The organism is Mesorhizobium sp. WSM1293, from assembly GCF_000513875.1.
Taxonomy (GTDB): Bacteria; Pseudomonadota; Alphaproteobacteria; order Rhizobiales; family Rhizobiaceae; genus Mesorhizobium; species Mesorhizobium ciceri.
Window position 1 is genome coordinate 47,855 of sequence record NZ_KI911319.1, and the last position, 25,253, is coordinate 73,107.

Sequence of the window (25,253 nt, forward strand, 5' to 3'; positions counted from 1 at the left end):
GGAGTGAGACGCTGGTGTTCCCTGGAGCACCCCTCATCCGTCGCCTTCGGCGACACCTTCTCCCACAAGGGGAGAAGGGGGAGCTTTATCCCCCCGCCTTCACCTTCTCGAACATCTTGGCGAGGTCGTCATTCTGTTTCATCGGTCCGGTGAAGATGGTGGTCTTCAGCATCACCTCCGGGTCGGACGGCAGCTGCAATTTCTCCAGTTCCTCCTTCGGCACCGCCGCGAAGGCCGAACTGGTCGAGCTGCCATAGCCGTAGGCCTCGATCAGGTATTTGCCGGAATCCGTCTCCAGCCGGCTGTTGATGAAATCATAGGCGAGGTCGACATTCTTGGCGTCCTTGAGCATCACGAAGCCGCAGGCCCAAGTCAGCATGCCCTCCTTGGGCTTCATGAACTCGACCGACACGCCCTGCTTCTTGAGCGAGGTGGCCGACGCGTTCCAGGTCATGGCGGCGACCAATTGGCCGCTGGCCAGCGCCTGTTCGACGGAGGTCATGTCGGTGGTGTAGTTGGAGAGCAGCGGGCGCTGCTCGCGCAGCTTCTCGGCCACCTTGTCCATTTGCTCCGGCGTCATGTCGAACGGATTGACGCCGGCGAGCAGCGCCGCCACGACAGGCGTGTCATGCACCGCGTCGATCGTCGCCATGCGACCGGCATACTGCTTGTCCCACAGAAGGTTCCAGCTCGCTTCCGGGTTCTTCACCAGATCGGTGCGGTAGAGGATCGAGGTGTTGCCCCAGTCCCACGGCACCATCCAGACCTTGCCGTCGCCAGCCTGCAGGTCTGGCAGGTTCTTGAACACCGGGAAGATCGAGTCCCAGTTCTTGATGCGCTTGGTGTCGATCGGCTGCAGCAGGCCTTCCTTGTTCCAGCGCGCCACCTTGTCATAGCAGGGATGCGCAATGTCTGGGCGGAAGCCGGCCTTGACCTTGGTGAAGGCGTCATCGTCGTCACCGAAGATCGAGGCCTCGACGCCATCGGGATGCGCGGCAAGGAAGCTCTTGTTGAAGTCGGGCAGTTCATAGCCCGACCAGGTGAAATATTGCAGCTTGTCGCCGGCGAAAGCGACGGTCGACGACAGCGCCAGCGCGAACGCCGTCAATCCAGCGCAAACAGTCTTTGCAGAGATCGATTTCAGGTCGAATGCCATTGCAGTTCTCCTCTCTTGGTTTGTTTTGGTTGTGATGGATCCGCGGGCTTTGGCGCCGTGGCGGACAAGCCGCGATGGCGCAGGATTTCAGCTGCTGCAGCGATGACGAAGGACACCGCCAGGATCGAAGTGCCGAGCGCCATGACCGTCGGCAGCGACCGGGGAAAACGCAGTTGGCTCCAGATGTAGAGCGGCAGCGTCGGCTCGGTGCCGGCCAGGAAGAACACGACGATGAATTCATCGAAGGAGATCAGGAAGGCCAGCATGAATGCCGAGACGATGGCCGGCAGGCTGAGCGGCAGCATGACCCGCCGGAAGGTCGTCCAGTCGGAGGCGCCGAGATCGAGTGCCGCCTCGCGAATGGTTTTCGGGATGGCGGCGAAGCGGCTGCGCATGATCACCACGGTCGTCGGCAGCGCCACCAATATATGGCCGAGAACGATGGCGACGCGCGATGGCCCCAGACCAACGAGGTTGATGAGGATCAGCAGCGATATGCCGACGATGACGCCCGGGATCAGGATCGGCAGCCTTGCGATGGCGCTGATGGTGGCGGCCAGCGGCGAGCGGCCGTAGAGGTCCATGTAGGATACGGTGATGCCGCACAGCGTCGCACCCGTGGCGGCGATGGCGCCGATGGCGAGGCTGTTCAAGAGTGCACCGGTCAGCGCCGAATTGCCGAACAGCGTCGCGTACCATTGCAAGGTAAAACCTTGCAGCGGAAACGCTGCCTGGATCGAGTTGTTGAAGGAAAACAGCGGGATCAGCAGCACCGGCAGATAGAGAAAGACCAGATAGGCGGCGACATACATGCCGAGCCAGCGGCCACCTCCCTGCGTGCGTGCAGTGCTCATGTGCGGCTGCCAAATCTGCGGTCGGCGAAGCGGGCGACCAGCACCACGCACAGGATGACCAGCATGACGGCGACGGAGAGTGCTGCGCCAAACGGCCAGTCATTGGCCTTGCCGAATTGCGCCTGGATCAGCGTGCCGATCATGGTGCTGGCCGGGCCGCCGACGAGCGCCGGCGTGACATAGTCGCCGACCGTCGGCACGAAGACGACGAGGGCTGCCGCCAGCACGCCCGGCATCGAATTGGGCAGCACGATCCGGCGGAAAGAGGTGAATGGCCGCGCGCCGAGATCGGAAGCGGCCTCGATCAGCGATTTCGGGATGGTGTCCAGCGCCACGTAGATCGGCAGGATGGCGAAAGGCGCATAGGCGTGCGCCAGCGTGACGACGACGGCGGCCGGCGTGTTGAGAAAGGCCAATGTCGGCTCGGACCAGATGCCGCTTTCGATCAGCGCCGAGTTCAAAACGCCATTGTAGGCGAGCACGATCTTCCAGGCGAAGACGCGCAGGAGATAGCTGGTCCAGAACGGCAGCGTCACCAGGAACAGCAGCAGGCCGCGCCGCCGGCCGGTATGGAAGGCAAGGTAGTAGGCGACGGGATAGGCAGTGACGACCGTCGCCAGCGTGACCAGAGCGGCAATGATCAGCGAGCGCAGCGTCACCGTCCAGTACAGCGGATCGGACACCACGGTGGCGAAGTTCGCGACGGTGAAACCGGCGCCGAGCAGCGAACCGTCATTGCCGCGGAAGGCGAGGAAAAGCACGAGGCCAAGCGCAAACAGGATCAGCAGCAAGGTGACCAGCGCGCCCGGCAGCAGCATGGCGACCCGGAAGCCCTGGGAAGACCGGGCCTCTGGCGCTGATGTGGCAACTAGGGTCGACATCGACCTGCCTATTGGAGATTTGAAAGCCTAGAGTTTTTCATATCCATGAAACTGTCAAGCAGAATCCCCTAACGGAACTCCAAGGAGATAAAGCGCCCTGGTCAGCGCTCCAACGCATCGAGCAAGCGATACCAGGCGATGGTCGCGGCGACGCCGACCTGGCGGAAGGCGTGAAACGGGATCGGCCGGATCGGCGAGACCGGGAAAGGCAATTGCCTGGCGTCGCCACTTTGGAGGTAGCCGGCGATGCGCTCGCCAAGCGCAGTCATCAGGCCGACACCACGACCCTGGCAGCCGACCACGGCGAGCAGGCCTTTCTCCGGCTCGTGGATGTGCGGCAGGTGGTCCGGCGTCATCGCCACCCGGCCGAACCAGCGCTTCTCGATGGGAACGCCGGACAGCGAGGGATAGAGCCGTACCAGCGCACGCTCGAGATGCGCCCAGTCGCCGGCGCTCGTCGGCAGCGCCATGCGGCCCCGTCCGCCAAGCACCAGCCGGCCGTCGGCGCTCTTGCGGTAGTAGACGAGGATGCGCCTGGAGTCCGACACCGCCTGCCCGCCCGGCAGGATCGTGGCCGCCAGGTTGGACGGCAGCGGCGCCGTGGCGATCTGAAAGGAATGCAGCGGCACGATCGTCTGGGCGAGACCGGGGATCAGACCGTCCGTATAGGCGTTTGTCGCCAGCACGACCGCCTTTGCCTGCAATTCCAGGCCATTTTCGATCAAAATACGCCAAACACCGGCGGCATTGGCGAGCCGCACGACCCTTTGGCGCTCTGCTATCCTCACGCCAGTCGCGGTCCCGACCCGGGCAAGTTCAGACGTGTAGGCGAGCGGATCGATCACACCGGCGCGGCGGTCGAGCCAGCCGCCGAGATAACCCTGTGCGCCGGTCCTGGCTGCGGTCTCCGCTGCGTTCAGCAACCGGACGTCGGCACCGCGCGCGTGCCATTGCCGGTCGCGGTTCGTCGCCGCCTTCAGCGCGGCCTCGGTGTGCGCCGCCTGGATCCAGCCATTTCGAACGAACGGCACCGCCAGATTCTCGTCGCGGATCAGCTCGAACACCGCGTCGGCGGTCGACGCCGCGAAATTGACAAGAGCCTCGCCGCGCTCCGGGCCAAAATGCTCAAGCAACCATTCCGGATCGTATTTCAGGCCGGGAATGACCTGGCCGCCATTCAAGCCTGATGCGCCCTGGCCGATCTCGCCGGCGTCCAGCACCTGCACCGACAGGCCAAGCCGGGCGGCATGCAAGGCAGTCGACAAGCCCATGATGCCACCGCCAACGATGGCGAGATCGACCCGTTCGCCATTCGGAAGCGATTGAAACGTGGAAGCTGCCTGCGGCCTGCGCCAGATGGGATCGGAGAATGCTGTCGCCAAGGGTCACCTGAATGCGCTGCGATTGGTGAAAATCCTAGTCAGAATTTCACAATTTTGAAAGAGCACCATGGCTTTCGCCTGTGGACTGCCGCCGAGACGACCGGAGACCCAGAGTTCCGATCGCCTGCGACGGGATAGACCTTTGACGGGAATCCGGTGAAAGTGCCACGCCGATCCGGCTAGCCCACATTGTCGATCACTTCACCACATTGTCGATCACTAAGAGGACAGAGCGCCATGACGAACCCGACCCACCTGCCCAGCGAGGGCCTTTTTGTCGGACGCGCCAGAAGCAGCGGTGCTGCATACCCGCTGGTCGTCACGGTTCGCGATGGCACGGTCTTCGACATCACCTCGCGTACGGCACCGACCATGCGCGACCTTTGCGAGATGGCCGACCCGGCTGGGCATGTCCGCTCGGCCGAAGGCAGACCGATCGGTTCGCTCGATGACATCGCCGCCAACAGTTTTGAAACCGGGCGCGATCCAGCAAAACCCTACCTGCTCTCCCCGGTCGACCTGCAGGCGGTCAAGGCATCGGGCGTCACCTTCGTCGTCAGCCTGCTGGAACGGGTGATCGAGGAACAGGCGCGTGGTTCGGCTGAAAAAGCCGATGCCATCCGCGCCGACATTGCCGGACTGATCGGCCATGACCTGTCGAAGCTGAAGCCCGGTTCGCCCGAGGCGATGGAGATCAAGGCCAAGCTGATTTCGCGCGGCGCCTGGTCGCAATATCTGGAAGTGGGCATCGGCCCCGATGCCGAGATCTTCACCAAGTGCCAGCCGATGGCCTCGGTGGGCTTCGGCGCCGATGTTGGGCTGCACCCGGTGTCGACCTGGAACAATCCGGAACCCGAGATCGCCATGATCGCCGCCTCCAGCGGCAGGATCGTCGGCGCCACTATCGGCAACGACGTCAATCTGCGCGACGTCGAAGGGCGTTCGGCGCTGCTGCTCGGCAAGGCCAAGGATAACAATGCCTCGGCCTCACTCGGTCCCTTCATCCGCCTGTTCGACGACAAATTCTCCATCGATGACGTCAAGCGCGCCGTCGTGCGCCTGAAAGTCGAGGGCGAGGACGGGTTCTCGCTGGAGGGCGCAAGCTCGATGGCCGAGATCAGCCGCTCGCCGGAGGAACTGGTCGCCGCGGCCATGGGGCCGCACCACCAGTATCCGGACGGGCTGGCGCTCTATCTCGGCACCATGTTCGTTCCATCCAAGGATCGCGGCGAGAAGGGCAAGGGATTTACCCACAAGGTCGGCGACATCGTCACCATCTCGTCGGAAAAATTCGGTGCGCTGGTCAACCGGGTGCGGCTGTCGCCCGACTGCCCGCACTGGACCTACGGCGCCAGCCACCTGATGCGGGAGCTGGCCAGAGCCGATCTGATCTAGCAACTGATATCGTCGGCGCCCTGCCAGGGCGCTGCGACCTGGTCCCGTGGGCCTGGGATGGTCGTCGGCGTGCCCTTGTCGGCGCAGGCCGCGTTCGCGCGAACGAAACAATCACACCAATTATCCGACAGTCGGAAAATCACCTCAACTGATGCAATCTGATGGGACGGCTGATGACGCCCCGTCAGGCGCCCACTACACCTGCAGATGGAGGCCTGGCAGATGGAGGGCTTGCCATCCGTCGAAAAAGGGGATGCTCTGACGCATCCGATCGGCGCTGGCAAAAGACGCAGAACAAGGGAACGGATTTTGAACTGACGATCTACAAACGGGAGGAAATCAAATGCTGACACGGCTAAGACTCGTTCTATACGGCCTGTTGGTGGCGCTGATGGTGGTACCAGCAGCGGCACAGGCCAAGACGTTCTACTGGATTTCGCATGGCGGTCCGGCCGATCCGGTCTGGACCTACTTCCTGGCCGGCGCCAAGCAGTGGGCCAAGGACACCGGCAACACGGTCAACACCTCGTTCCACAACGGCGATGTCGCCTCGCAGCAGGAAGCGGTTCGCGCCGCCCTCTCCGCCAAGGCCGATGGCATCGTCACCACGAGCCCCGATCCGGGCAGCCTGATCGAGATCGTCAAGGAAGCGCGTGCGGCGAAAGTGCCGATCATCAATTTCAACACGCCTGATCCGAAAGCCGATTTCAACGCCTATGTCGGCGGCGACAATGTCACCTTCGGCAAGCATTGGGCACAGTATCTGGTCGACAAAGGCCTGGTGAAGAAGGGCGACTTCGTCTGGATGCCGGTCGAAATCCCCGGCGCCACCTATGGCGTGCAGGAAGAGGAAGGCATCAAGAGCGTCTTCGAGCCGCTCGGCATCACCTATGAAATCACGGAAGCGACGCTTGATCAGGCTGAAGTGATCAACCGCATGGTCGACTACCTCACGGCGAACAAGGCCAAGGTCAAGGCGATCATCGGCCTAGGCGACCTCGTCACCGGCTCGATCAAGCGGGTGTTCGACCAGGTCGGCATCAAGCCGGGCGAAATCCCGGTCGTCGGCTGGGGCAATTCGCTCGACACCACCCAGGAAGTGCTGAACGGCTATGTCAATGCCGGCCAGTGGCAGGACCCGCAGGCGACCAGCTATGTCGCGCTTTCGCTGGCCAATATGGCCGCCGGCGGCATTCCTCCGGGCTTCAACGTCATCACCGGCGCGCTCTATGAAAAAGACACCGCGCAGATCTACGACGACATCCTGTCCGGCAAGTAACATCCAATCTCAACAGTCGCGGCCGCCCAACGGTCGCGACTGGCTCTCCATTTCGCCGAGCCCTTCGCACGCGATGTGCAACGCTCAGCCTTCCACTCATGTCGCGGATTGCCTGTGGAAAATCATTCGCTCGTCCCACGCCTGATCGCACGGCCGGAATTCGGCCCTTTCGTGCTGCTCGTCGTCGAGATCGCCGTTTTCTGGAGTTTCAACCACGACTTCCTGTCGCCGCAGAACATCTCCAACACGCTGGCTTTCACGGTCGAGCTCGGCCTGATCGCGCTGGCGATGACGCTGTTGATGACGTCCGGCGAGTTCGACCTCTCGGTCGGCTCCTTGTTCGGCTTCTCGCCGGTCTTGATGTGGACCCTGTTCAACAGCGGCCTGACCTCGCTCGAAGTTGGCTTTGTCGCCGCGCTGCTGGTCGCCGCCTTCATCGGGCTGGTCAATGGCTGGTTCGTGACGCAGCTCAAGATCCCATCCTTCCTGGTGACGCTCGGCATGCTGCTGGTGGTGCGCGGCACCGCCCTTTTCGTCACCGACGGTTTTCCCCAGCGCACCTGGAGTGCGGAGGGCAGCTGGCTGGCGGAAGCGCTGGTCGGCGACTTCTTCATCGGCCCGTTCCGCATCTACATGTCACTGTTCTGGTTCATCGCCGCGGCGATCGCGCTCGGCTACGTACTGACGCAAAGCCGCACCGGCAACTGGATCCAGGCGGCCGGCGGCAACCCGAGCGCGGCGCGGGCGCGCGGCGTCAATGTCAGCGGGGTCAAGATCGGCTTGTTCGTGCTGTCGTCGGTCATGGCCTCGCTTGCCGGCGTCATCTCTTCGTTGCGCACGTCCGCCGCCAACCCCAACAGCGGTACCGGCTATGAGTTGGAAGTCATCGCCATGGTGGTGATCGGCGGTACCGCACTTACCGGCGGGCGCGGCACGATCATCGGCACCGTGCTCGGCATCCTGATCCTGCGCGTGATGCGCAACGGCATCGTGCTGATCGGCGTGCCTGGTCTTGCCTACAACATCTTCATCGGTGCCATCATCCTCGGCATGATGGCACTGCATTCATGGCTGGAACGCCGGCATCAGGCGGGGACTTGAACCATGGCCGAGCTACTGATCCGCATGACGAACATCCGCAAGTCCTACGGCCGCGTGCAGGCGCTGGAGGATGCCAATTTCCATGTCAATGAACGGGAGATCGTCGGCTTGCTCGGCGACAATGGCGCCGGCAAGTCGACGCTGATCAAGGTGCTTTCGGGTGCCGTTCCGCTGACCAGCGGCGATATCTTCATCCGTGGCAAGAAGGTGAGCCTGCGCAGCACCAGCGACGCCATCGCCCATGGCATCGAGACGATCTACCAGGACTCCGCACTGGTCACGCAACTGTCGATCGCCCGCAATCTGTTCCTCGGACGCGAGCCGATCAAACCGCCGCGCTTCCTCAACCGGATGGACCAGGAGGCGATGAACACGGTTGCCCGCGACCTGCTCAAGCAGGTCGGCATCTCGAAGAACATCCCGCCGACGACGCCGATCGGTTCTCTCTCCGGCGGCGAGCGTCAGGCGGTGGCGATCGCGCGCGCCATGCATTTCGACAGCGACCTGATCATCCTCGACGAGCCCACCAACAATCTGGGCGTCGCCGAAACACAGGGCGTGCTGAGTTTCGTGCGCAGCGCCCGCGATTCCGGCCATTCCTGCATTTTCATCGCCCACAACATCCACCATGTCTTCCAGGTGGTCGACCGCATCGTCGTCATGCGCCGGGGCAAGGTGGTCGCCGACGACATCGACCCGAAGACGACCAGCGTGGCGGAGGTAGAGCGGATCATCACCGGCATGTCGGACAAGGAAATCCGCGATGCCATCACCGATGGCAAGCCGTCGCACTGACTGTCGGGTGATGGCGGCAATCACCGCTGCCTCAGATCGCATCGCTTGTCTGGCGCGGCATCGCAGGGCGCATAGGTAGCGGCATGAAAGCCACCGTTTCGGATATCGTCCGCAATTGCGGGCTGTGGGTAGCGGCATGAAAGCCACCGTCTCGGATATCGCCCGCAATTGCGGGCTATCGACCGCAACGGTCGACAGAGTGCTGAACAACCGGCCGGGTGCGAGTGCGGCCAACCGCCAGCGCGTCATGGAGGCGGCCAAGCAACTCGGCTACCTGCCGGTCGCCGATCAGGTGACGCTGCCCTCGCGGCCCGCCCATCTCGAATTCCTGCTGCCGATCGGCAGCAATGCCTTCATGTGCGATCTCGCCCGGCATATCGAGGACTACGCCGCGCGTCTGCCGCTTGTCGCCTCGTGCCGGATCCACAATCTCGCCGGTATCTCGCCGAACGCGCTGCAGAGCGCTGTCGAAAACCTGTCGCTCAGGGCCAATGGCGTTGGCGTGATCGCTGTCGATCATCCGCGTACGCGCAACATCCTGCGCGACATCGTCGAAGCCGGCATGCGTCTGGTGACGCTGGTGTCCGATGTTCCTGCGGCACCGCGCGCGGCCTATGTCGGCATCGACAACCGGGTGGCGGGACGAACGGCGGCGCTGCTGATGGGACGCTTCCTTGGCGGCCGCACCGGCCATCTGGCGATGGTCGTCGGCTCACGTTCCTATCGCGGCCACGAGGAACGCGAGATGGGTTTCCGCTCGGTGCTCAATGAGGAGTTTCCCAATCTGACCGTCAGCAGCGCCGTCGAGATCAACGACGAGCCCGATGCCAGCTACACCGAGACCATGAAGGCACTGCACGACGAGCCGGAGTTGCTCGGCATTTATTGCGTCGGAGCTGGACATTCGGGCGTTGCAAAGGCGATCCGCGAGGCCAGGCCGAACCGCAAGCCGGTGTTCATCTGCCACGACCTGACCAAGGACACGCGCGGTCATCTCGTCGACGATCTCGCCGATGTCGTCATCGACCAGAATGCGCGGCTGATCGCCGAGCAGTCGGTCATTCGCCTGCTCGGCTCGATTGCCTCCTCCGCACCCTATCTGACGCGCAAGTTCATCGAACCGCGCTTGATCTTCAGGGAAAACGTGCCGGTGCAGTGAAGCAGGCGGCCTGCAAAAATGCCTGTTGCCGGATTTGTATGATAATTGGCACGGCAAATCTGCACAGCAGCTATGCAAGTTTCTTTGTTGCCGGATCGTTGGGCAACTCGTAGGTTCTGGTTGTCGGCCATCTACTCCTCCCAGATGCGATGCCGACGCTGAATGGGGTGCACCTCCTCCCGCGCCACATTCGAAAATCGAGCCCGCTGCCACCTCCTCCCGGCAGCGGGCTTTTTTCGTTCAGCCGTCGGAATTCCCATGCCGCCTGGGTAAATGCGTGGGCGGCCCTCCTTCATAGAGCCGTAAACCGCCAACAATCGTAGCAGATCTCAACCGGCGGCAGCGCCCCGGAACGAAACGATCAGCCCTTCGGCCATGCGCACGAACTGCGTGCTCGGCCCTTCGGTACCCACGGTCTGCACGCTGACACGCGCGCCCTCGAACAGCAGCGACAGCGTATCGGCGAGCAGTTCGGCCTGACCAATGCCGGCATCCCGACATAGCGTCACGAGGCGCGCGCGTTGGGCTTCCTTGAGCTCCTTGATCACCAGCCTGGCCGGATGATCCGGCTCGGTCAGTTCAGCGGCGGCATTGGCCATGTCGCAGCCGCGGCCGTCCGCATTGAGCATGGCAGCCGCCTTACGAACCCAGGCATGCAGTTGGGCCAGCTTGTCACCAGGAAATTCGGCCTCGAAGGCATCCCACATAGCGCCGGCCTTGGCCGCATTGGCGCGCAGGCATTCGACGATCAGTTCGTCCTTGGATTCGAAGTGACGATAGAGCGTCATCTTGTTCGTGCCGGCAGCTTCGGTGATGGCGTCGACGCCGACGCCCTTGATGCCATGCTTGTGGAACATGTCGCGTGCCGTCTCCAGGATTCGATCCCGGGGACGAGAGCGCTCCACGATGCCGTCTGTCATCATGATCTCCTTTCGTTTCCAAAAAACCCTCGGCCACCTCTTGACTAGGGTGTTACCGGTCTGTAACTTCCAGAATGTTACTTACTGGTAACACCTATATCGTCCACCGTCAATAACAAGGCCGTGAACTGGCCCTGCCGGACGAGAGGGACAAGAAACTGCCAATCATGCGGCCTCGGCCGGTGAAGAGATGAAAACGGTTCGCGAGCACGGGCTGCGAATCGACAGACAAGGAGCCGGCCATGCCACAGCGCCGCGATCTTACCATAGATGAGGCCGTCCGGGATCCGATGATCCGGCTGGTCATGAAAGCCGATGGCGTCGACCCGCGCGCCTTCGAGACGATGCTGCGCTCGCTCGCCGATGCGCAGCGCCACGAGGTGCCGTTGCTGCGTTCGCGGGACGACCTCGGTGACAAGCGCGGCCAAAGGCTGTCCAGGGTTGCCAGCGCCTTCGGGCGGGCAACAGCAGCCGGAGAGGCGTGCGTGTCGTGGTAAACTTTTTCATTCACCGTCCGATCTTCGCCTCGGCGATCGCCATCATCATGGTGCTCGCCGGGTCGATTTGTTATTTCCTGCTGCCCGTCTCGCAGTTTCCCGACATCACGCCGCCGCAGGTCGTGGTCAGCGCCCATTATCCGGGCGCCAGCGCGCAAGTGGTGGCCGACACGGTGACGACGCCGCTGGAGCAGCAGATCAACGGCGTGCAGGGCATGACCTACATGTCGTCGACGAGTTCCAATGACGGCTCCTCGACCATCACCATCACCTTCGATGTGGGCTATTCGCTGAGCACCGCCGCCGTCGACGTGCAGAACCGCGTCTCGCAGGCCGCCTCGTCGCTGCCGGCGATCGTCAATCAGGGCGGCGTGACGATCAAGAAGCAGAATCCGAACTTCGTCCTCATCGTCAACCTGACTTCGCCCGACAGTTCGGTCGATCCGGTGGCGCTGAGCAACCTTGCCTATCTGCAGGTGGTCGACCCGCTGAAGCGGCTGCCCGGCGTCGGCGACGTGCAGATCTTCGGCGAGCGGCGCTATTCGATGCGCGTCTGGCTCGATCCCGACAAGCTCGCCAATCTCGGCATCACCGCCGTCGATGTGCAAAACGCCATCGCCGAGCAGAACGTCCAGGTGGCGGCCGGCAAGATCGGCCAGTCGCCGGCACCCGCCGGCACCGCCTTCGAGATGCAGGTCAACGCCGTCGGCCGCTTGAGCGATCCCAAGGAATTCGGCGACATCGTCGTGCGCGCCAACACCGATACCGGCTCGCTGGTCAGGCTGCGCGACGTCGCCCGCATCGAACTCGGCGCGCTGCAATATTCGTCGTCCGCCTTCTTCGGCAAAGACCCGACCGTGGTGCTTGCCGTTTACCAGATGCCCGGCTCCAACGCGCTCGATCTGCAGCAGCGCGTCAAGGACAAGATGCAGGAGCTGTCGGGCCGTTTCCCGAAGGGCGTGTCCTATGCGATGCACTACGACACCACCCGCTTCGTCTCGGCGTCGATGCATGACGTGCTGATCACGCTCGGCGAAGCGCTGGTGCTGGTCGTCGCCGTGGTGTTCCTCTTCCTGCAAAGCTGGCGCACGACGATCATCCCGACCATCGCCATTCCGGTGTCGCTGGTGGCGACGCTGGTCGTCATGGAGATGCTCGGCTTCTCGCTCAACATGCTCTCCCTGCTCGGCATGGTGCTGGCGATCGGCCTCGTCGTCGACGACGCCATCGTCGTGGTCGAGAATGTCGAACGACAGCTGGAGGCCGGGCTCAAACCGCTTGCGGCGACCAAGGCCGCAATGACCGAGGTCACCGGCCCGATCATCGCCACCACCGCGGTGCTGATGGCGGTGTTCGTGCCGGTCGCCTTCATTCCCGGCGTCTCCGGCAAGCTCTACAACCAGTTCGCACTGACGGTGGCGATCTCCGTCGGCATCTCCGCCTTCAACTCGCTGACGCTGAGCCCCGCGCTCAGTGCCGCCTTCCTGCGGCATCGCGGCGAAACGCAGTTCGCCCCGTTCCGCTGGTTCAACACCGGCTTCGACAGGCTGTCGCACGCCTATGCCAATGGTGTGCGCATCCTCATCCGCTTGCGCTGGATCATGCTCGGCCTGTTCGCGGCGGGGCTGGTCGCCACCTACTTCGTCTGGCAGCGGCTGCCCTCGACCTTCCTTCCGGTCGAGGACCAGGGCTATTTCTTCGTCGTCATCCAGTTGCCCGACGGCGCGTCGCTGGAACGCACCGACGCGGTGGCGCAGAAGGCGCGTGACATCCTGCAGGCGACGCCCGGCGTCGACATCGTCGGCTCGATCAGCGGCCTGAACTTCCTGACCAGTGCCGCGCAATCGAATTCGGCGGTCGAATTCGCCATCCTGAAGCCGTGGGAGGAGCGGGGCCCCGACCAGAGCGCGTCGAAGCTCGTCGCCGATGTGCGCGGCAAGCTGATGCAGATCCCGGAAGCCTTCGCGCTGAGCTTCGATCCGCCGTCGATCCCCGGTATCGGCACGACGGGCGGCTTCGAATTCGTCGTCGAGGATCTGACCGGCCGCGGCAGTTCAGCCCTCAACGATGCGACGCAAGCCGTGATCGCCGAGGCGCGCAAGCAGCCGGAAATCAACCCGCAGCAGCTGTTCTCGCCGTTTTCGACCTCGACGCCGCAGTTCAACTACGACCTCGACCGCAGCAAGGCCAAACTGCTCGGCCTCAACCTGCCTGACGTCTTCAACACGCTGCAGATCTATCTCGGCTCGCTCTACGTCAACGACTTCAACCTGTTTGGCCGCACCTTCCGGGTGACCATCCAGGCCGACAAGGATGCACGTGCAGGTGCCGCCGACATTTCGCGGCTCTATGTGCGCAATGCCTCCGGCGGCATGGTGCCGCTCTCGACGCTGGGCAAACTCGTGCCCTTCGTCGGCCCGGAGACCGTGCCGCACTACAACAACAATGCCTCGGCCTCGATCAATGGCGGCGCCGCACCGGGCTTTTCCTCCGGCCAGGCGGTTGCCGCCATGGAACGGGCCGCTGCAACCGCGCTGCCAAGGGATTTCGGTTTCGAATGGACCGGCATCACCTTCCAGGAGCTCAAGGCAGGATCGATCGCGTCCGTCGTCTTCGGCCTCGCCATTGTCTTCGTCTTCCTGATCCTGGCGATGCAGTATGAGAGCTGGGCGATGCCGTTCATGGTGCTGTTGGCGGTGCCACTGGCCCTGTTCGGCGCCTTCGCAGCGTTGTTGCTGCGTGGCATGCAGATCGACGTCTACTCGCAGATCGGCTTCGTCATGCTGATCGGCCTGGCGGCCAAGAATGCGATCCTGATCGTCGAATTCGCAAGGCGACGGCGCGAGGAAGGCCTCAGCATCGTCGACGCGGCGATGGAGGCGGCACGGCTCAGGCTGCGGCCGATCCTGATGACGGCCTTCGCCTTCATCCTCGGCGTGCTGCCGCTGATGTTTGCGACCGGCGCCGGTGCGGCAAGCCGGCAGTCGATCGGCACCACCGTGTTCGGCGGCATGGTCGCGGCGACCATCCTGTCGCTGGTGTTCGTGCCGGTGTTCTACGCGGTCATCGAACAGCTGCGTGAACGCCGCGGCAAAGACGAGCCCACCTCTCAAGACAATGAACCAACTGCTGAGCACGCTTTACCGCCCCTGGCGGAAGCGGCCGAATAAGATTGGAGACTGATCATGCGTAAATGGAAAATCGCGTTGGGAACGGCTGTCGCGCTGGGTGCGATCTCGGTGGCCAGCGTCCACCTGCTCGATATGGGCAATCTCAGCCTCAATGCCGGCACGGCAGGTGCGGCGCCCGCCCCGGCGGCGTTCGTCATGCCGGTGCCGGTGGTCAGTGTCGTCAAGAAGACGATCCCGATCTACCTCGACTATGCCGCGCGGACAGAGCCGATCCGCAGCATCACCTTACAGGCGAGGATTCCCGGCTATCTGCAGGAGCAGACTGCAGCCGACGGCGTCGACGTCCGGCAAGGCGATCTCCTCTACAAGATCTCGCCTGACGACTTCCAGGCGGCGCTCGACCAGGCCAAGGCCCAAGTGCAGCGCGACACGGCGACGCTCGACTATGCCCGCTCGAATCTTGGTCGCGGCACCGAGCTCGCCAAGAGCGGCTACCTCGCCAAGGACGGCTTCGACCAGCGCACCAGCACCTTGCGCGAAGCGCAGGCATCGCTGGCGCTGAACCAGGCGGCGGTCCGCACGGCAGAGCTCAATCTGAGCTACGCTGAAATCCGGGCGCCGTTTGCCGGGCGCCTTGGCCGCAACCAGGCCTCGGTCGGAACGCTGGTGAGCGTCGCCGGCACCGTGCTCAACACGCTGGTGCAGCTCGACCCGATCTACGTCACCTTCAACCCGAGCGAGACGGATCTGACCGAGATCGAGCAAGCCCGTGCGAACGGCCCGATCGAAGTGGATGTCCTGCTCCCCGGCCAGACCGAGGCAAGCCAGAAGGGCGAGCTTACCTTCATCGACAATTCGGTCGACCGCTCGACCGGCACGATCACGGCGCGCGCGACGATCGGCAATGGCAAGTTCACGCTGCTGCCGGGCCAATATGTCCGTGTCCGGCTGCATGTGAGAGAGCAGGCCGATGCGCTGATGGTGCCACAGACTGCGCTGGGCTCAAGCCAGCTCGGCAAATATCTCTATGTCGTCGGCAAGGGCAACACGGTCGACCAGCGGCTGGTTTCGCTCGGACCGACGAGCGGCGATCAGGTCGCCATCCTCAGCGGCGTCGCCGAGGGCGACCAGGTGATTACGGGCAATCTGCAGAAGATCGGCCCCGGAGCGCCCGTATCGCCGATACCGGAAAAGCCGGCCACCTGAACACCCCCGTCAGGATCCGGCTTCAGCGCGGCGCCGCGGCCTTCCCACAGGTCGCGGGCGCCGCTCGACTGAGCAGTTCCACCAGGCCGGCAACATCGGCCCGGTCGGCCTTGGCCGGCGGCATGAATGCACAATAGGGGTGCCCGAGGTGCACCGAGACGGAGGAGAGCGCAATCAGCCGACCGGCCTCCAGATCGGCGCGCGCCATGACCCGCTGGCCAAGCGCGATGCCCAGGCCGAGCCTTGCCGAGGCGATCGGCGTCGGTGAGCGCGATGCGGTTGCCGCTGCGCGCGAACAGCTGCTTGCCGAACCAGGTTTCGAGATTGCGTATCTACTGGCTGACCGCCGCCGACGAAACGCCGAGTTCAGAGGCGGCCAGAGTGAAGCTGCCGGCACGGGCGGCAACTTCAAAAGCCTTGATCGCATTCAGCGGCGGCAACCGTTCCACAGCGGCTCCATATGACTCGCCAGAGGGAATTTCGAAACGGTCTCTGCAGCGTTGGCCAATCAATTGAGATAGCCTCTTGTTAGATTGTCGACAATCTGCTTGTCTTGCTTTCGGTTTCCTGGGAGTGGCCGAATGGCGAAAGCGGATTTCAGTCCTATCGCGGATACGACGCGACGCGCCGAGATCGTTGCGCTGTTGCGGCGCGCGATCCTGACCGGCCAGCTCGCACCCGGCCAGAAGCTCAACGAGCTCCGTATCTCCGAACAGATGCGGGTCAGCCGCGCGCCGCTGCGCGAGGCGATGCGCGAGCTGGTCCAGGAAGGAATCCTGACCAGCATCCCCTATGCCGGCACCTTCGTCATCGAGGTCACAGCCAAGGACATCGACGATGCCTATTCGTTCAACAAGGTGATGGACGAGCTGGCCATCGAGCGGGCGTGGCCGCTGCGTGACCGGCGCTTCTTCGACGAACTCGACCGGCGCCACGAAGCCGTGAAGCAGGCGACCCGCGCATTGGACACGACACGCCAGATCGAAACCGCGCTGCAACTGCATGGCCTGATCTACGAATGGGCCGACAATTCGGTGCTGCTGGAAACCTGGCAGCGGCTGACCAGCCGGCTGCAGATGTATTTCGCGCTCCACCAGCATGCCCGCAACGAGCCGGTGCCGGCCGAAGACGTTCACGAGACCTATGTGCGGTTGCTGAAGGGCAAGGACATGCGTGCGGCCCAGCGCCATGCCAGGGAGCACATCGATCTCGACTTCGAGGAGTTGCTTGCCTACGCCCGCAGCCTCGAACAACGCCCGTCGAGGGGCGCCTGACCGTTCCCAACACCACAGACAGCGGACAAGACACGTGCAGATCGAGACCATCAAGGCCTACCACGTCATGCAGCCCTTCGTGGACGGGCCATACCGCATGTCGAAGGGGCGCGAGGCCGACGCCTTCGACGCGGTGATCGTGTCCATGACATCAGATAGCGGCATCACCGGCTGGGGCGAGATGGCGCCGCTCGGCAATTTTTACTCGGCCGCCTTCCCCGCCGGCGTTCGCGCCGGCGTGGTCGAGATCGCGCCGCATCTGATCGGCCGCGATCCGCGCGGGCTGGCCAGCATCGGGCGGCTGATGGACACGGTGTTCAAGGGCCATCCCTACATCAAGTCGGCGCTCGACATGGCCTGCTGGGATCTGGCGGCGCGCGCAGCCGACGTGCCGCTGGTCACGCTGCTCGGCGGCAAGGAAAGCGACACCGCGGAACTCTACAAGGTCGTCACGCACGGGAGCGTCGACGCCATGGCCGCGCTGGCCAAGCGCATCGTCAAGGACGGCTTCCACCGGCTGCAGGTCAAGGTCGGCGGCAATGTTCATGACGACATCGAACGCGTCATCGCGGTTGCCTCCTCGGTGCCGAAAGGCACGGTCATCTTCTGCGACGCCAATGCCGGCTGGACTCCCTATCAGGCGCGCCAATTCGCCGATGCCACGCGCGCCATCGACTACACGTTCGAGCAGCCCTGCACCACGATCGATGAAAACATGTCGGTGCGCCGCATGCTCGACAAGCCGATGGTGCTCGACGAATCCGTCACCTCGCTCGAGGCGATGCTGGAAATTCATCGCCTGGGCGCGGCCGACGGGCTGACGCTGAAGATCTCGCGCCTTGGCGGCGTGACGAAGACGCGCCAGATCCGCGACATTGCCGTTGACCTCGGCCTCATGATCACGGTCGAGGACACGGGCGGCGCCGAGATCGACACCGCGGCGATGGCGCATCTGTCGCTGTCGACGCCGGAAGAGCGCCGGCTGCACGCCATCGCCTTCCATGAATGGGTGACGGTGCGCACGGCATCGAACATGCCACCAGTCACCGGCAGCCGCATGGGCATTCCAGACGGGCCGGGTCTCGGCATAGACGTCGTTCCCGATCTGCTCGGCGCGCCGTTCTTCGAGGTCGGGCGCTGAGATGAAAATCCGCAGCATCAAAGCCACGCCGATCAATCTGCGCCTCGAAGCGCCCTATGCCTGGGTGTTCGGCGAACTCGACGGATTTTCCCCGACCGTCGTCGAAGTCGAGACCGAGGATGGCCTGGTCGGCCTCGGCGAAGCGCCGACGCCAGCGGCGGCCGCGATCATCAACGATGTCCTGGCGCCGCGGCTGGTCGGGCGCGATGCCTTCGACATCGCCGGCGCCGAGCATGTCTGCCTGCCCTTTTGGACCGGCGTGCAGTCGATCAACGACCGCACACGCATCATGGCTTTCGGCGCCATCGAGATAGCTTTGTGGGACCTGCGCGGCAAGGCGTGGAACCAGCCGCTCTACCAGTTGCTCGGCGGCGCCGTACGCAAGGATATCCCGTTCACCGACTATTTTTCGCTGCGCGGTGATGGGCCAAAGGTGAAGGGCGAGACGGCGCCCGAGGAAGTCGCCGACTATTGCGTCGAATTGCACGAGACGCATGGAACGACTTTCTTCGAAGGCAAGTTCTCGACCGAAGATCCGAAAATCTCGCTCAGGATGGTCGAGCTGATCCGCAGGAAACTCGGCGACGATGCGATGATCCGTATCGATTCCAACCAGGCGTATTCGCTCAGCACCGCGCGGCGGCTGGCGCGCCCGCTGGAAGAATTGGGCGTGCGCAACTGGGAGGATCCGGTGGCGACCATCGAGGAGATGCGCGAGTTGCGGCGCCATTGCTCGATCCCGTTCTCGACCCACAACATCGACATTGCGCGCGCCATGGAAACCAAAGTGCCGGACGCGTTCGTCGGCAACCCGACGACGCATGGCGGCATCGGCCGGCTGCTGCGCTTCGTCGGCGCCTGCGAGCATGCCGGGATCGATTTCTGGTGCTACAGCGGCGACAGCGGCATCGGCAGCGCCGCCTATCTGCACCTGTGCGCGGCACTCGGCTGGATCAGGGAGCCGAACCAGTCGCTGTTTCGCATGCTGCCGATGGATGTCACCGAGGAAGGACCGTTTTCGCCGAAGAACAATTTCGTGCGCGTTCCGGAAGGTCCCGGTCTCGGCGTCACCTTGTCGCGCGAAAACCTCGCTGCCTGTCACAGAGACTTTACCGAGAAAGGACCGTGCAACAAGTATCATGACCCGGCAAAGCCCGGAACCTATCGCCGTTTGCCGCTGAACTAGATGACGGCTAGCGGCCAAGACCGACGGCCAGACACGAGAAGCCAACCGCCGCGACTTCGGTCGGGAAGGTTGGACAAAGACGGTGGAAGCCGTGCAGCCAACAATCCCGAGCGTCCATGCCACGACTGGATGGACCGGACAAAACCGCATGCTAAAGTTCCGGTAGACAGGCCTCCGATGCCGGGAAAATGGAGCAATCCACGAAAATTTCGTCAACCATAAGAAATAGGGGAAAGGGTAAAAACCCATGAGCAAGAACCACAGCATTCTCGACCTGATCCGGCGCAATCGCACGCCGCTTGAAAATCACCTGATCGATGGCCTCGTCGACGGCCGTGTCAGCCGCCGCGACTTCGTCCGTCACGGCAGCCTGCTCGGCCTGTCGTTGCCGCTGCTGGGCCGCATAGGCATGGCCGCCGGCCTTGGCGGCATGCCGTCGCTGGCGCGCGCCCAGGGCGCGCCGGGCGCCACCATCCGCGTCGCCAGCAGTGTGCCGGCGGCGACGATCGACCCGGTCAGCATTGCGGACGCCGGCGGCCTGCTGATCATGCAGCAGGTTGCCGAATTCCTTTGCGTCGACGGCCCCGATCTGGTGCTGCAGCCGGCCTTGGCCGAAAGCTGGAAGCCGAACGACAACGGCACGGTGTGGACCTTCAAGCTGCGCAAGGGCGTAAAATTCCACAGCGGCGGCGAGATGAAGGCCGACGACGTCGTGGCCAGCATCGACCGCCTTGCCGACCCGGCCAACTCGTCCAATGCGCTGTCGGTGTTCACCGGCATCCTGCAGAAAGGCGCTTCAAAGAAGGTCGACGACTACACGGTGGAATTCCACCTCGATGCGCCGAACGGCAACTTCCCCTACATGGTGTCGTCCGACAACTACAACGCCGTCATCATCCCGGCGAGCTACAAGGGCGACTACGAAAAGAGCTTCGACGGCACCGGGCCGTTCAGAATTGAGAAATACACGGCAAAGGTCGGCGCGTCCTTCGTCCGCAACGAGGACTATTGGGGGCCGAAGGCCTTGCCCGAGCGCACCGAATTCACCTTCTTCACCGACATGCAGCCGCAGATCCTGGCGCTGCAGGGCGGACAGGTCGACATCATCAACCAGATGCCGGTGCTGGCCGGCGTCGCTCTGCTCAACGATCCGAACATCGACATCATCAGCCTGAAGTCGTCGGCCCATCAGCAACTGCACATGCGCTGCGACGAGGGTCCGTTGAAGGATGCGCGCGTGCGCCGAGCCATTGCGCTCTGCCTCGATCGCGACAAGCTGGCCGCCGGCCTGATGAAGGGACGCTCCGCCCTGGGCAATGACAGCCCGTTCGCCGCCGTCTATCCTTCGACCGATACGAGCGTGCCGCAACGCAAGCAGGATATCGCCCAGGCCAAGCAGCTCATGGAAGCAGCCGGCCTTGGCCAGGGCTTCAAGATAACCCTGACCACCGAACGCTACCTGGAAATCCCCGAATACGCCCAGCTCATCCAGAACTGGGTCAAGGAGATCGGCGTCGAGCTCGACCTCAACATCCTCGACCAGAGCGGCTATTACGGAGACGCGGTGTTCGGCAAGTCGAACTGGCTGGATTCGGTGATGGGCATCACCGACTACGGCCACCGCGGCGTGCCGAACGTCTATCTTGCGGCACCGCTGAAGAGCGAAGGCACTTGGAATGCGGCGCATTTCAAGAACAAGGACTATGACGCGCTGGCGACCAGCTACATCGCAGCCCTCGACCTCGAGGCGCAGAAGGCCGACGCCGGCGAGATCCAGAAGCTGTTGCTCGAGGAAACGCCTGTTATTTTCGGCTATTTCTACGACTATCTGACGGCGACGGCGAAGGGCGTGGCCGGCGTACAGCCGACCGCCATGTCGCAGCTGTTCCTCGACAAGGCATCGAAAGCCTGAACTAACTCTTTGTTGGAGCATGACCTTTTCCGAAAACCGGTCCCCACTTTTCGGGATCATGCTCAAAGGGAAAGCCAATCCTCTAACAGCCAGCTCCCGCATGGGGGCTGGCTCCACAAGGAGTCTTAGCCATTCTCTCCTTCCTTGCCCGGCGTGTCTCGCTGTCGCTGGTGACGCTGTTCCTGCTCAGCATCATGGTGTTCCTGGGCGGCCAGGTGCTGCCCGGCAATGTCGGGCGCGCCATATTGGGTCCGTTCGCCGACCAGCGCGCGGTCGACGCGCTCAATCACACGCTCGGCGTCGATCGCCCGCTGCTGGCACAGTACTGGGGCTGGATCTCCAATTTCGTCCAGGGCGACATGGGCACGTCCTACATCTTCCGCTCGCCGGTCGCGCCTTTCGTCATCGATGCGCTCGGCAATTCGATGAAGCTGGCGGCGGTCGCCTTCGTGCTGGTGGTACCGATCGGCATCCTCGGCGGCGTCGTCGCCGCGCTCAACCTCAACCGCCCGCTCGACCGCATCATCAGCCTCGGCGGTCTGTCGGTGACGGTGCTGCCGGAATTCGTCACCGGCATCATCCTGATCCTGATCTTTGGTGTCTGGCTGCGCTGGCTGCCGATATCGGCCGCATGGCCGCGCGACGCCGGCTTCTTCACGCAGCTCTACTACCTGATCCTGCCGTCGCTGCCGCTGTTCCTGGTGCTGTTCGGCTACATCGCCCGCATGGCGCGCTCCGGCATGATCGAAGCGCTCGATTCCGACTACACGCGAACGGCCGTGCTGAAGGGCCTGCCCTGGCGCACGGTGATCTGGCGCCATGTGCTGCGCAATGCGCTGCTGCCGACCATCACCGTTATCGCCACGCAGACCGGCTACCTCATCGGCGGCCTTGTCGTTATCGAAACGCTGTTTCGCTACCAGGGCATCGGCTCGCTGATCTTCACTGCCGCGCGCGGCAAGGATTTCCCGATGCTGGAATCCGGCATCCTCACCATCGGCATCGTCTATGCCGTGGCCACTCTTGTCGCCGACTTCCTCTATTCCGTGCTCAATCCGCGCATCCGGCTGGGGTCAGACCAATGAGCACCATCCAGACCACCTCCTCGACACCCGACGACACGCGCCCGCGCGGCCCGCTGGCCGAGGTCTTCTTCTCGCTGCTGCGCTCGCGAACATTCCTTGTCGGTTTCGCCATCGTGCTGTTCTGGGTTGCCTGCGCGCTGTTCGGCGAGCACTTCGCACCCTACGACCCGCTCGCCGACGACATCATCAACGCGCTGGCGCCGCCTTCTTCCGAACACTGGTTCGGCACCGACCAGATCGGCCGCGACGTCTTCTCGCGCGTCATCGTCGGCTCGCGCGACATCCTGACCGTCGCCCCGCTGGCGACCTTGCTGGCGACAGTGGCCGGCACGGCGCTCGGCCTCGTCACCGGCTATTTTCGCGGCCTCGTCGACGATGTCGTCAGCCGAATCCTGGAAGCCTTCATGGCGATCCCGGTGGTCATCGTTGCGTTGCTGGCGATCGTTGCGCTCGGCACCTCGAAGACGACGGTCATCGTCGTCATCGGCTTGAGCTTCGCGCCCATCATCGCGCGCACCGTGCGCTCCGCGGTGCTGGCCGAGCGTGAACTCGACTATGTCGCTGCCGCGCAGCTAAGGCATGAAAGTGCCCTGCATACGATGTTCGTCGAGATCCTGCCCAACGTCATTCCGCCGATCCTGGTCGAAACCACTGTGCGGCTCGGCTATGCCATCTTCGCCGTCGCCACGCTCTCCTTCATGGGTTTCGGCATCCAGCCGCCCTCGCCCGACTGGGGGCTGTCGATCTCCAACAATTACGGCATGATCGGCGGCGGCTTCTGGTGGACGGTGCTGTTCGATGCGCTCGCCATCGCCTCGCTGGTCATCGGCGTCAATCTGGCCGCCGACGGCGTTCACGGAGCGCTCAATGACTAACTCCGCCAAGGCCGAAAACGCACTCGAAGTCACCGATCTTTCGGTTGCCTACCGCGTCGCCGGCCGCAACCGCGCCGTGCTGCGTAACCTCAGCCTCACCATCGGCCAGGGCGAAGCCTATGGCCTGGTCGGCGAATCCGGCTGCGGCAAATCCACCGTGGCGCTTACGGTGGTGCGCTATCTGCCGAGAAACGGTTCTATCACCGGCGGCACGATCTCGCTCGACGGCCAGAACGTGATGAAACTCGACGCCGAGGCGCTCAGGCGGGCGCGCGCGGAAAGCGTCTCCATGGTCTATCAGGACCCGGGCAAGGCGCTGAACCCGTCGATCCGCGTCGGCCGTCAGTTGACCGAGATTTTTGAACTCGGCGGTATTTCGGGACAAGCGGCCACCGACCGGGCGATTGCGATGCTCAATCGCGTGCGCATCTCCGATCCGATGAGCGTGATGCAGCGCTACCCGCACCAGCTTTCCGGCGGCATGCAGCAACGCGTGGCGATCGCCATGGCGCTGGCCAACGATCCCTCGATGCTGATCCTCGACGAGCCGACCACCGGCCTCGATGCGACGGTAGAGGCCGAAGTGCTCGACCTGATCGCACGGCTGCGGCAAGAACTCTCGGCCTCGATCCTGTTTATCAGCCACAACCTCGCCGTCGTCTCCAACATGTGCGACCGCGTCGGCGTGCTCTATGCCGGCATGCTGGTCGAGGAAGGACCGACGGAGGTCGTCTTCAACGACCCGCGCCATCCCTACACCGTAGCCTTGCTGCGCTGCCTGCCGCGCGGGGGCCAGCGCAAGGACCAGGGCCGCCTCGATACCATTCCCGGCTTCCTTCCCGGCATCGGGGCCGACATCAAGGGCTGCGCCTTCGCCGATCGCTGCGCGCTCGCCGACGACCGCTGCCGCAGCGAATTGCCACCGCTCTACGATCTGGGCGGCCGGCTGTCGCGCTGCTTTCATCACGACAAGGCGCAGGCGCTGCCGCGTGCGACACCGAGCGATGTGGCGCCTGTACCAAGGGCGGCGGCAGCGCCGGTGCTGCGCGTCACCGGGCTGAACAAGACCTATGCCAGCCATGGCCATGCACTGCGCGCCGTGAAGGACGTGTCGCTCGACCTGCGGCCTGGCGAAACGCTCGGGCTGGTCGGCGAATCCGGCAGCGGCAAAACGACCTTCGCCAGGCTGCTGCTCGGCCTTGTGCCGCCGGACGCAGGCGGCACGATCGAGCTGGAAGGCAAGGCGCTGGCGCCCAGGCTGGAGAACCGCAGCGACGACCAGATCAAGGCGATGCAGATCGTCTTCCAGAACCCGGACTCCGCACTCAACCGATCGCATTCGATCCGGCATCTGATCGGACGCGCGCTGAAGCGGCTGGCGGGCCTCTCCGGCAAGGCGCTGGAGGCTCGTCTCAACGACCTCGTCCGCTCGGTGCGGCTCACCGACCGCCATCTTGCCGTCAAGCCACGCCAGCTCTCCGGCGGCCTGAAGCAACGCGTCGCCATTGCCCGCGCCTTCGCCGGAGACCCGCGCATCGTCGTCTGCGACGAGCCGACCTCGGCGCTCGACGTCTCGGTGCAGGCTGCCATCCTCAATCTGCTCGCCGACCTGCAGTCGAAGGAAGACGTCAGCTACATCTTCATCTCGCATGATCTGGCCGTGGTGCGTTACCTCTCCGACAAGATCGCCGTGCTCTATCTCGGCCGCATCATGGAGCTCGGACCGTCGGAAGAGGTCTTTTCCGGGCCGCATCATCCCTACACCGAAGCGCTGCTGTCGGCCGTGCCCAAACTCGACCAGACCGAGACGGCGCGCATTCGTCTCGACGGCGAAATCCCGAGCGCCACCAATCCGCCGTCGGGCTGCGTGTTCCACACGCGCTGCCCGCGCAAGATCGGTCCGATCTGCGAACAGCAGGAGCCGCCGCTGAGCGAGGCCCAGCCCGGCCATTCGATCCGCTGCCACATTCCATATGCCGAACTGGCCAGGCTGCAGAGAGCGGCCGTGACCGAGCCGGCATAGC

Annotated in this window: 22 protein-coding genes; 15 read left to right on the forward strand and 7 right to left on the reverse strand. The window is 63.7% G+C overall.

Annotated elements, in window-relative coordinates; genetic code table 11:
- Window positions 1–85 precede the first annotated feature (85 nt).
- The 4 genes from M729_RS0130530 to M729_RS0130545 all read right to left on the reverse strand — a co-directional run bounded on the left by M729_RS0130530 (window position 86) and on the right by M729_RS0130545 (window position 4,273).
- Complete coding sequence (locus M729_RS0130530) at window positions 86–1,156, reverse strand: ABC transporter substrate-binding protein (RefSeq protein WP_027163813.1); 1,071 nt, start codon at window positions 1,154–1,156, stop codon at window positions 86–88.
- Entirely contained in the window at window positions 1,141–2,010 is an 870-nt protein-coding gene (locus M729_RS0130535) for an ABC transporter permease (RefSeq protein ID WP_027163814.1), read from the reverse strand. The genes M729_RS0130530 and M729_RS0130535 overlap by 16 nt, the downstream gene beginning before the upstream one ends.
- Window positions 2,007–2,891, reverse strand: a complete 885-nt coding sequence (locus tag M729_RS0130540) for an ABC transporter permease (protein ID WP_027163815.1) — start codon at window positions 2,889–2,891, stop codon at window positions 2,007–2,009. Before M729_RS0130540 ends, M729_RS0130535 begins: the two co-directional genes overlap by 4 nt.
- A 101-nt stretch (window positions 2,892–2,992) precedes the next feature.
- Window positions 2,993–4,273 carry an FAD-dependent oxidoreductase gene (locus tag M729_RS0130545; RefSeq protein WP_027163816.1) on the reverse strand — a complete coding sequence of 427 codons (1,281 nt, stop codon included), beginning with the start codon at window positions 4,271–4,273 and terminating at the stop codon, window positions 2,993–2,995.
- Between the two features lie 237 nt (window positions 4,274–4,510).
- Between M729_RS0130545 and M729_RS0130550 the strand changes: the two genes are divergently transcribed.
- The 5 genes from M729_RS0130550 to M729_RS0130570 all read left to right on the forward strand — a co-directional run bounded on the left by M729_RS0130550 (window position 4,511) and on the right by M729_RS0130570 (window position 10,002).
- Window positions 4,511–5,668 carry a fumarylacetoacetate hydrolase family protein gene (locus M729_RS0130550; RefSeq protein ID WP_027163817.1) on the forward strand — a complete coding sequence of 386 codons (1,158 nt, stop codon included), beginning with the start codon at window positions 4,511–4,513 and terminating at the stop codon, window positions 5,666–5,668.
- A 343-nt stretch (window positions 5,669–6,011) separates the two neighbouring features.
- Window positions 6,012–6,947 carry a substrate-binding domain-containing protein gene (locus M729_RS0130555; RefSeq protein WP_013532868.1) on the forward strand — a complete coding sequence of 312 codons (936 nt, stop codon included), beginning with the start codon at window positions 6,012–6,014 and terminating at the stop codon, window positions 6,945–6,947.
- 114 nt (window positions 6,948–7,061) lie between these two features.
- The gene (locus M729_RS0130560) at window positions 7,062–8,048 is read left to right on the forward strand and encodes an ABC transporter permease (protein ID WP_024502616.1); all 987 of its coding nucleotides are present in this window, start codon (window positions 7,062–7,064) and stop codon (window positions 8,046–8,048) included.
- A 3-nt stretch (window positions 8,049–8,051) separates the two neighbouring features.
- The gene (locus tag M729_RS0130565) at window positions 8,052–8,843 is read left to right on the forward strand and encodes an ATP-binding cassette domain-containing protein (protein ID WP_027163818.1); all 792 of its coding nucleotides are present in this window, start codon (window positions 8,052–8,054) and stop codon (window positions 8,841–8,843) included.
- A gap of 136 nt (window positions 8,844–8,979) precedes the next feature.
- The gene (locus M729_RS0130570; RefSeq protein ID WP_027163819.1) at window positions 8,980–10,002 is read left to right on the forward strand and encodes a LacI family DNA-binding transcriptional regulator; all 1,023 of its coding nucleotides are present in this window, start codon (window positions 8,980–8,982) and stop codon (window positions 10,000–10,002) included.
- Window positions 10,003–10,331: 329 nt separating this feature from the next.
- Here the strand turns inward: M729_RS0130570 and M729_RS0130575 are convergent, their stop codons facing one another.
- Window positions 10,332–10,922 (reverse strand): TetR/AcrR family transcriptional regulator, encoded by a 591-nt coding sequence (locus M729_RS0130575; RefSeq protein WP_027163820.1) that lies wholly within the window; start codon window positions 10,920–10,922, stop codon window positions 10,332–10,334.
- Window positions 10,923–11,164: 242 nt separating this feature from the next.
- On the opposite strand from M729_RS0130575, the gene M729_RS0130580 reads away from it, so the two are divergent.
- Genes M729_RS0130580 through M729_RS0130590 form a run of 3 tightly spaced genes read left to right on the forward strand, consistent with a single transcriptional unit; the run spans window position 11,165 to window position 15,756 of the window.
- Window positions 11,165–11,419: a hypothetical protein gene (locus M729_RS0130580; protein WP_027163821.1), complete on the forward strand. Its 255-nt coding sequence runs from the start codon at window positions 11,165–11,167 to the stop codon at window positions 11,417–11,419.
- Window positions 11,413–14,589, forward strand: a complete 3,177-nt coding sequence (locus tag M729_RS0130585; RefSeq protein WP_024502613.1) for a multidrug efflux RND transporter permease subunit — start codon at window positions 11,413–11,415, stop codon at window positions 14,587–14,589. The genes M729_RS0130580 and M729_RS0130585 overlap by 7 nt, the downstream gene beginning before the upstream one ends.
- A gap of 15 nt (window positions 14,590–14,604) precedes the next feature.
- Window positions 14,605–15,756 (forward strand): efflux RND transporter periplasmic adaptor subunit, encoded by a 1,152-nt coding sequence (locus M729_RS0130590; protein WP_013532876.1) that lies wholly within the window; start codon window positions 14,605–14,607, stop codon window positions 15,754–15,756.
- 22 nt (window positions 15,757–15,778) lie between these two features.
- Here the strand turns inward: M729_RS0130590 and M729_RS1000000139580 are convergent, their stop codons facing one another.
- Window positions 15,779–15,964, reverse strand: coding sequence for a hypothetical protein (locus M729_RS1000000139580; RefSeq protein ID WP_027163822.1), 186 nt, complete (start codon window positions 15,962–15,964; stop codon window positions 15,779–15,781).
- A 124-nt stretch (window positions 15,965–16,088) separates the two neighbouring features.
- Window positions 16,089–16,205, reverse strand: a complete 117-nt coding sequence (locus M729_RS1000000139895) for a LysR family transcriptional regulator (RefSeq protein ID WP_348626688.1) — start codon at window positions 16,203–16,205, stop codon at window positions 16,089–16,091.
- Window positions 16,206–16,337: 132 nt separating this feature from the next.
- On the opposite strand from M729_RS1000000139895, the gene M729_RS0130605 reads away from it, so the two are divergent.
- The 7 genes from M729_RS0130605 (at window position 16,338) to M729_RS0130635 (ending at window position 25,252) form a co-directional block, all read left to right on the forward strand.
- The gene (locus M729_RS0130605) at window positions 16,338–17,030 is read left to right on the forward strand and encodes a GntR family transcriptional regulator (RefSeq protein ID WP_027163824.1); all 693 of its coding nucleotides are present in this window, start codon (window positions 16,338–16,340) and stop codon (window positions 17,028–17,030) included.
- A gap of 34 nt (window positions 17,031–17,064) precedes the next feature.
- Window positions 17,065–18,171 carry a mandelate racemase/muconate lactonizing enzyme family protein gene (locus M729_RS0130610; protein ID WP_027163825.1) on the forward strand — a complete coding sequence of 369 codons (1,107 nt, stop codon included), beginning with the start codon at window positions 17,065–17,067 and terminating at the stop codon, window positions 18,169–18,171.
- A gap of 1 nt (window position 18,172) precedes the next feature.
- Complete coding sequence (locus tag M729_RS0130615) at window positions 18,173–19,357, forward strand: mandelate racemase/muconate lactonizing enzyme family protein (protein WP_027163826.1); 1,185 nt, start codon at window positions 18,173–18,175, stop codon at window positions 19,355–19,357.
- Between the two features lie 247 nt (window positions 19,358–19,604).
- Window positions 19,605–21,269 carry an ABC transporter substrate-binding protein gene (locus M729_RS0130620; protein WP_027163827.1) on the forward strand — a complete coding sequence of 555 codons (1,665 nt, stop codon included), beginning with the start codon at window positions 19,605–19,607 and terminating at the stop codon, window positions 21,267–21,269.
- Window positions 21,270–21,400: 131 nt separating this feature from the next.
- Window positions 21,401–22,354 carry an ABC transporter permease gene (locus tag M729_RS0130625; protein WP_013532881.1) on the forward strand — a complete coding sequence of 318 codons (954 nt, stop codon included), beginning with the start codon at window positions 21,401–21,403 and terminating at the stop codon, window positions 22,352–22,354.
- Window positions 22,351–23,229 (forward strand): ABC transporter permease, encoded by an 879-nt coding sequence (locus M729_RS0130630; protein ID WP_027163828.1) that lies wholly within the window; start codon window positions 22,351–22,353, stop codon window positions 23,227–23,229. The genes M729_RS0130625 and M729_RS0130630 overlap by 4 nt, the downstream gene beginning before the upstream one ends.
- Window positions 23,222–25,252, forward strand: coding sequence for an ABC transporter ATP-binding protein (locus tag M729_RS0130635; RefSeq protein ID WP_027163829.1), 2,031 nt, complete (start codon window positions 23,222–23,224; stop codon window positions 25,250–25,252). Before M729_RS0130630 ends, M729_RS0130635 begins: the two co-directional genes overlap by 8 nt.
- The last annotated feature ends 1 nt before the right edge of the window (window position 25,253 follow it).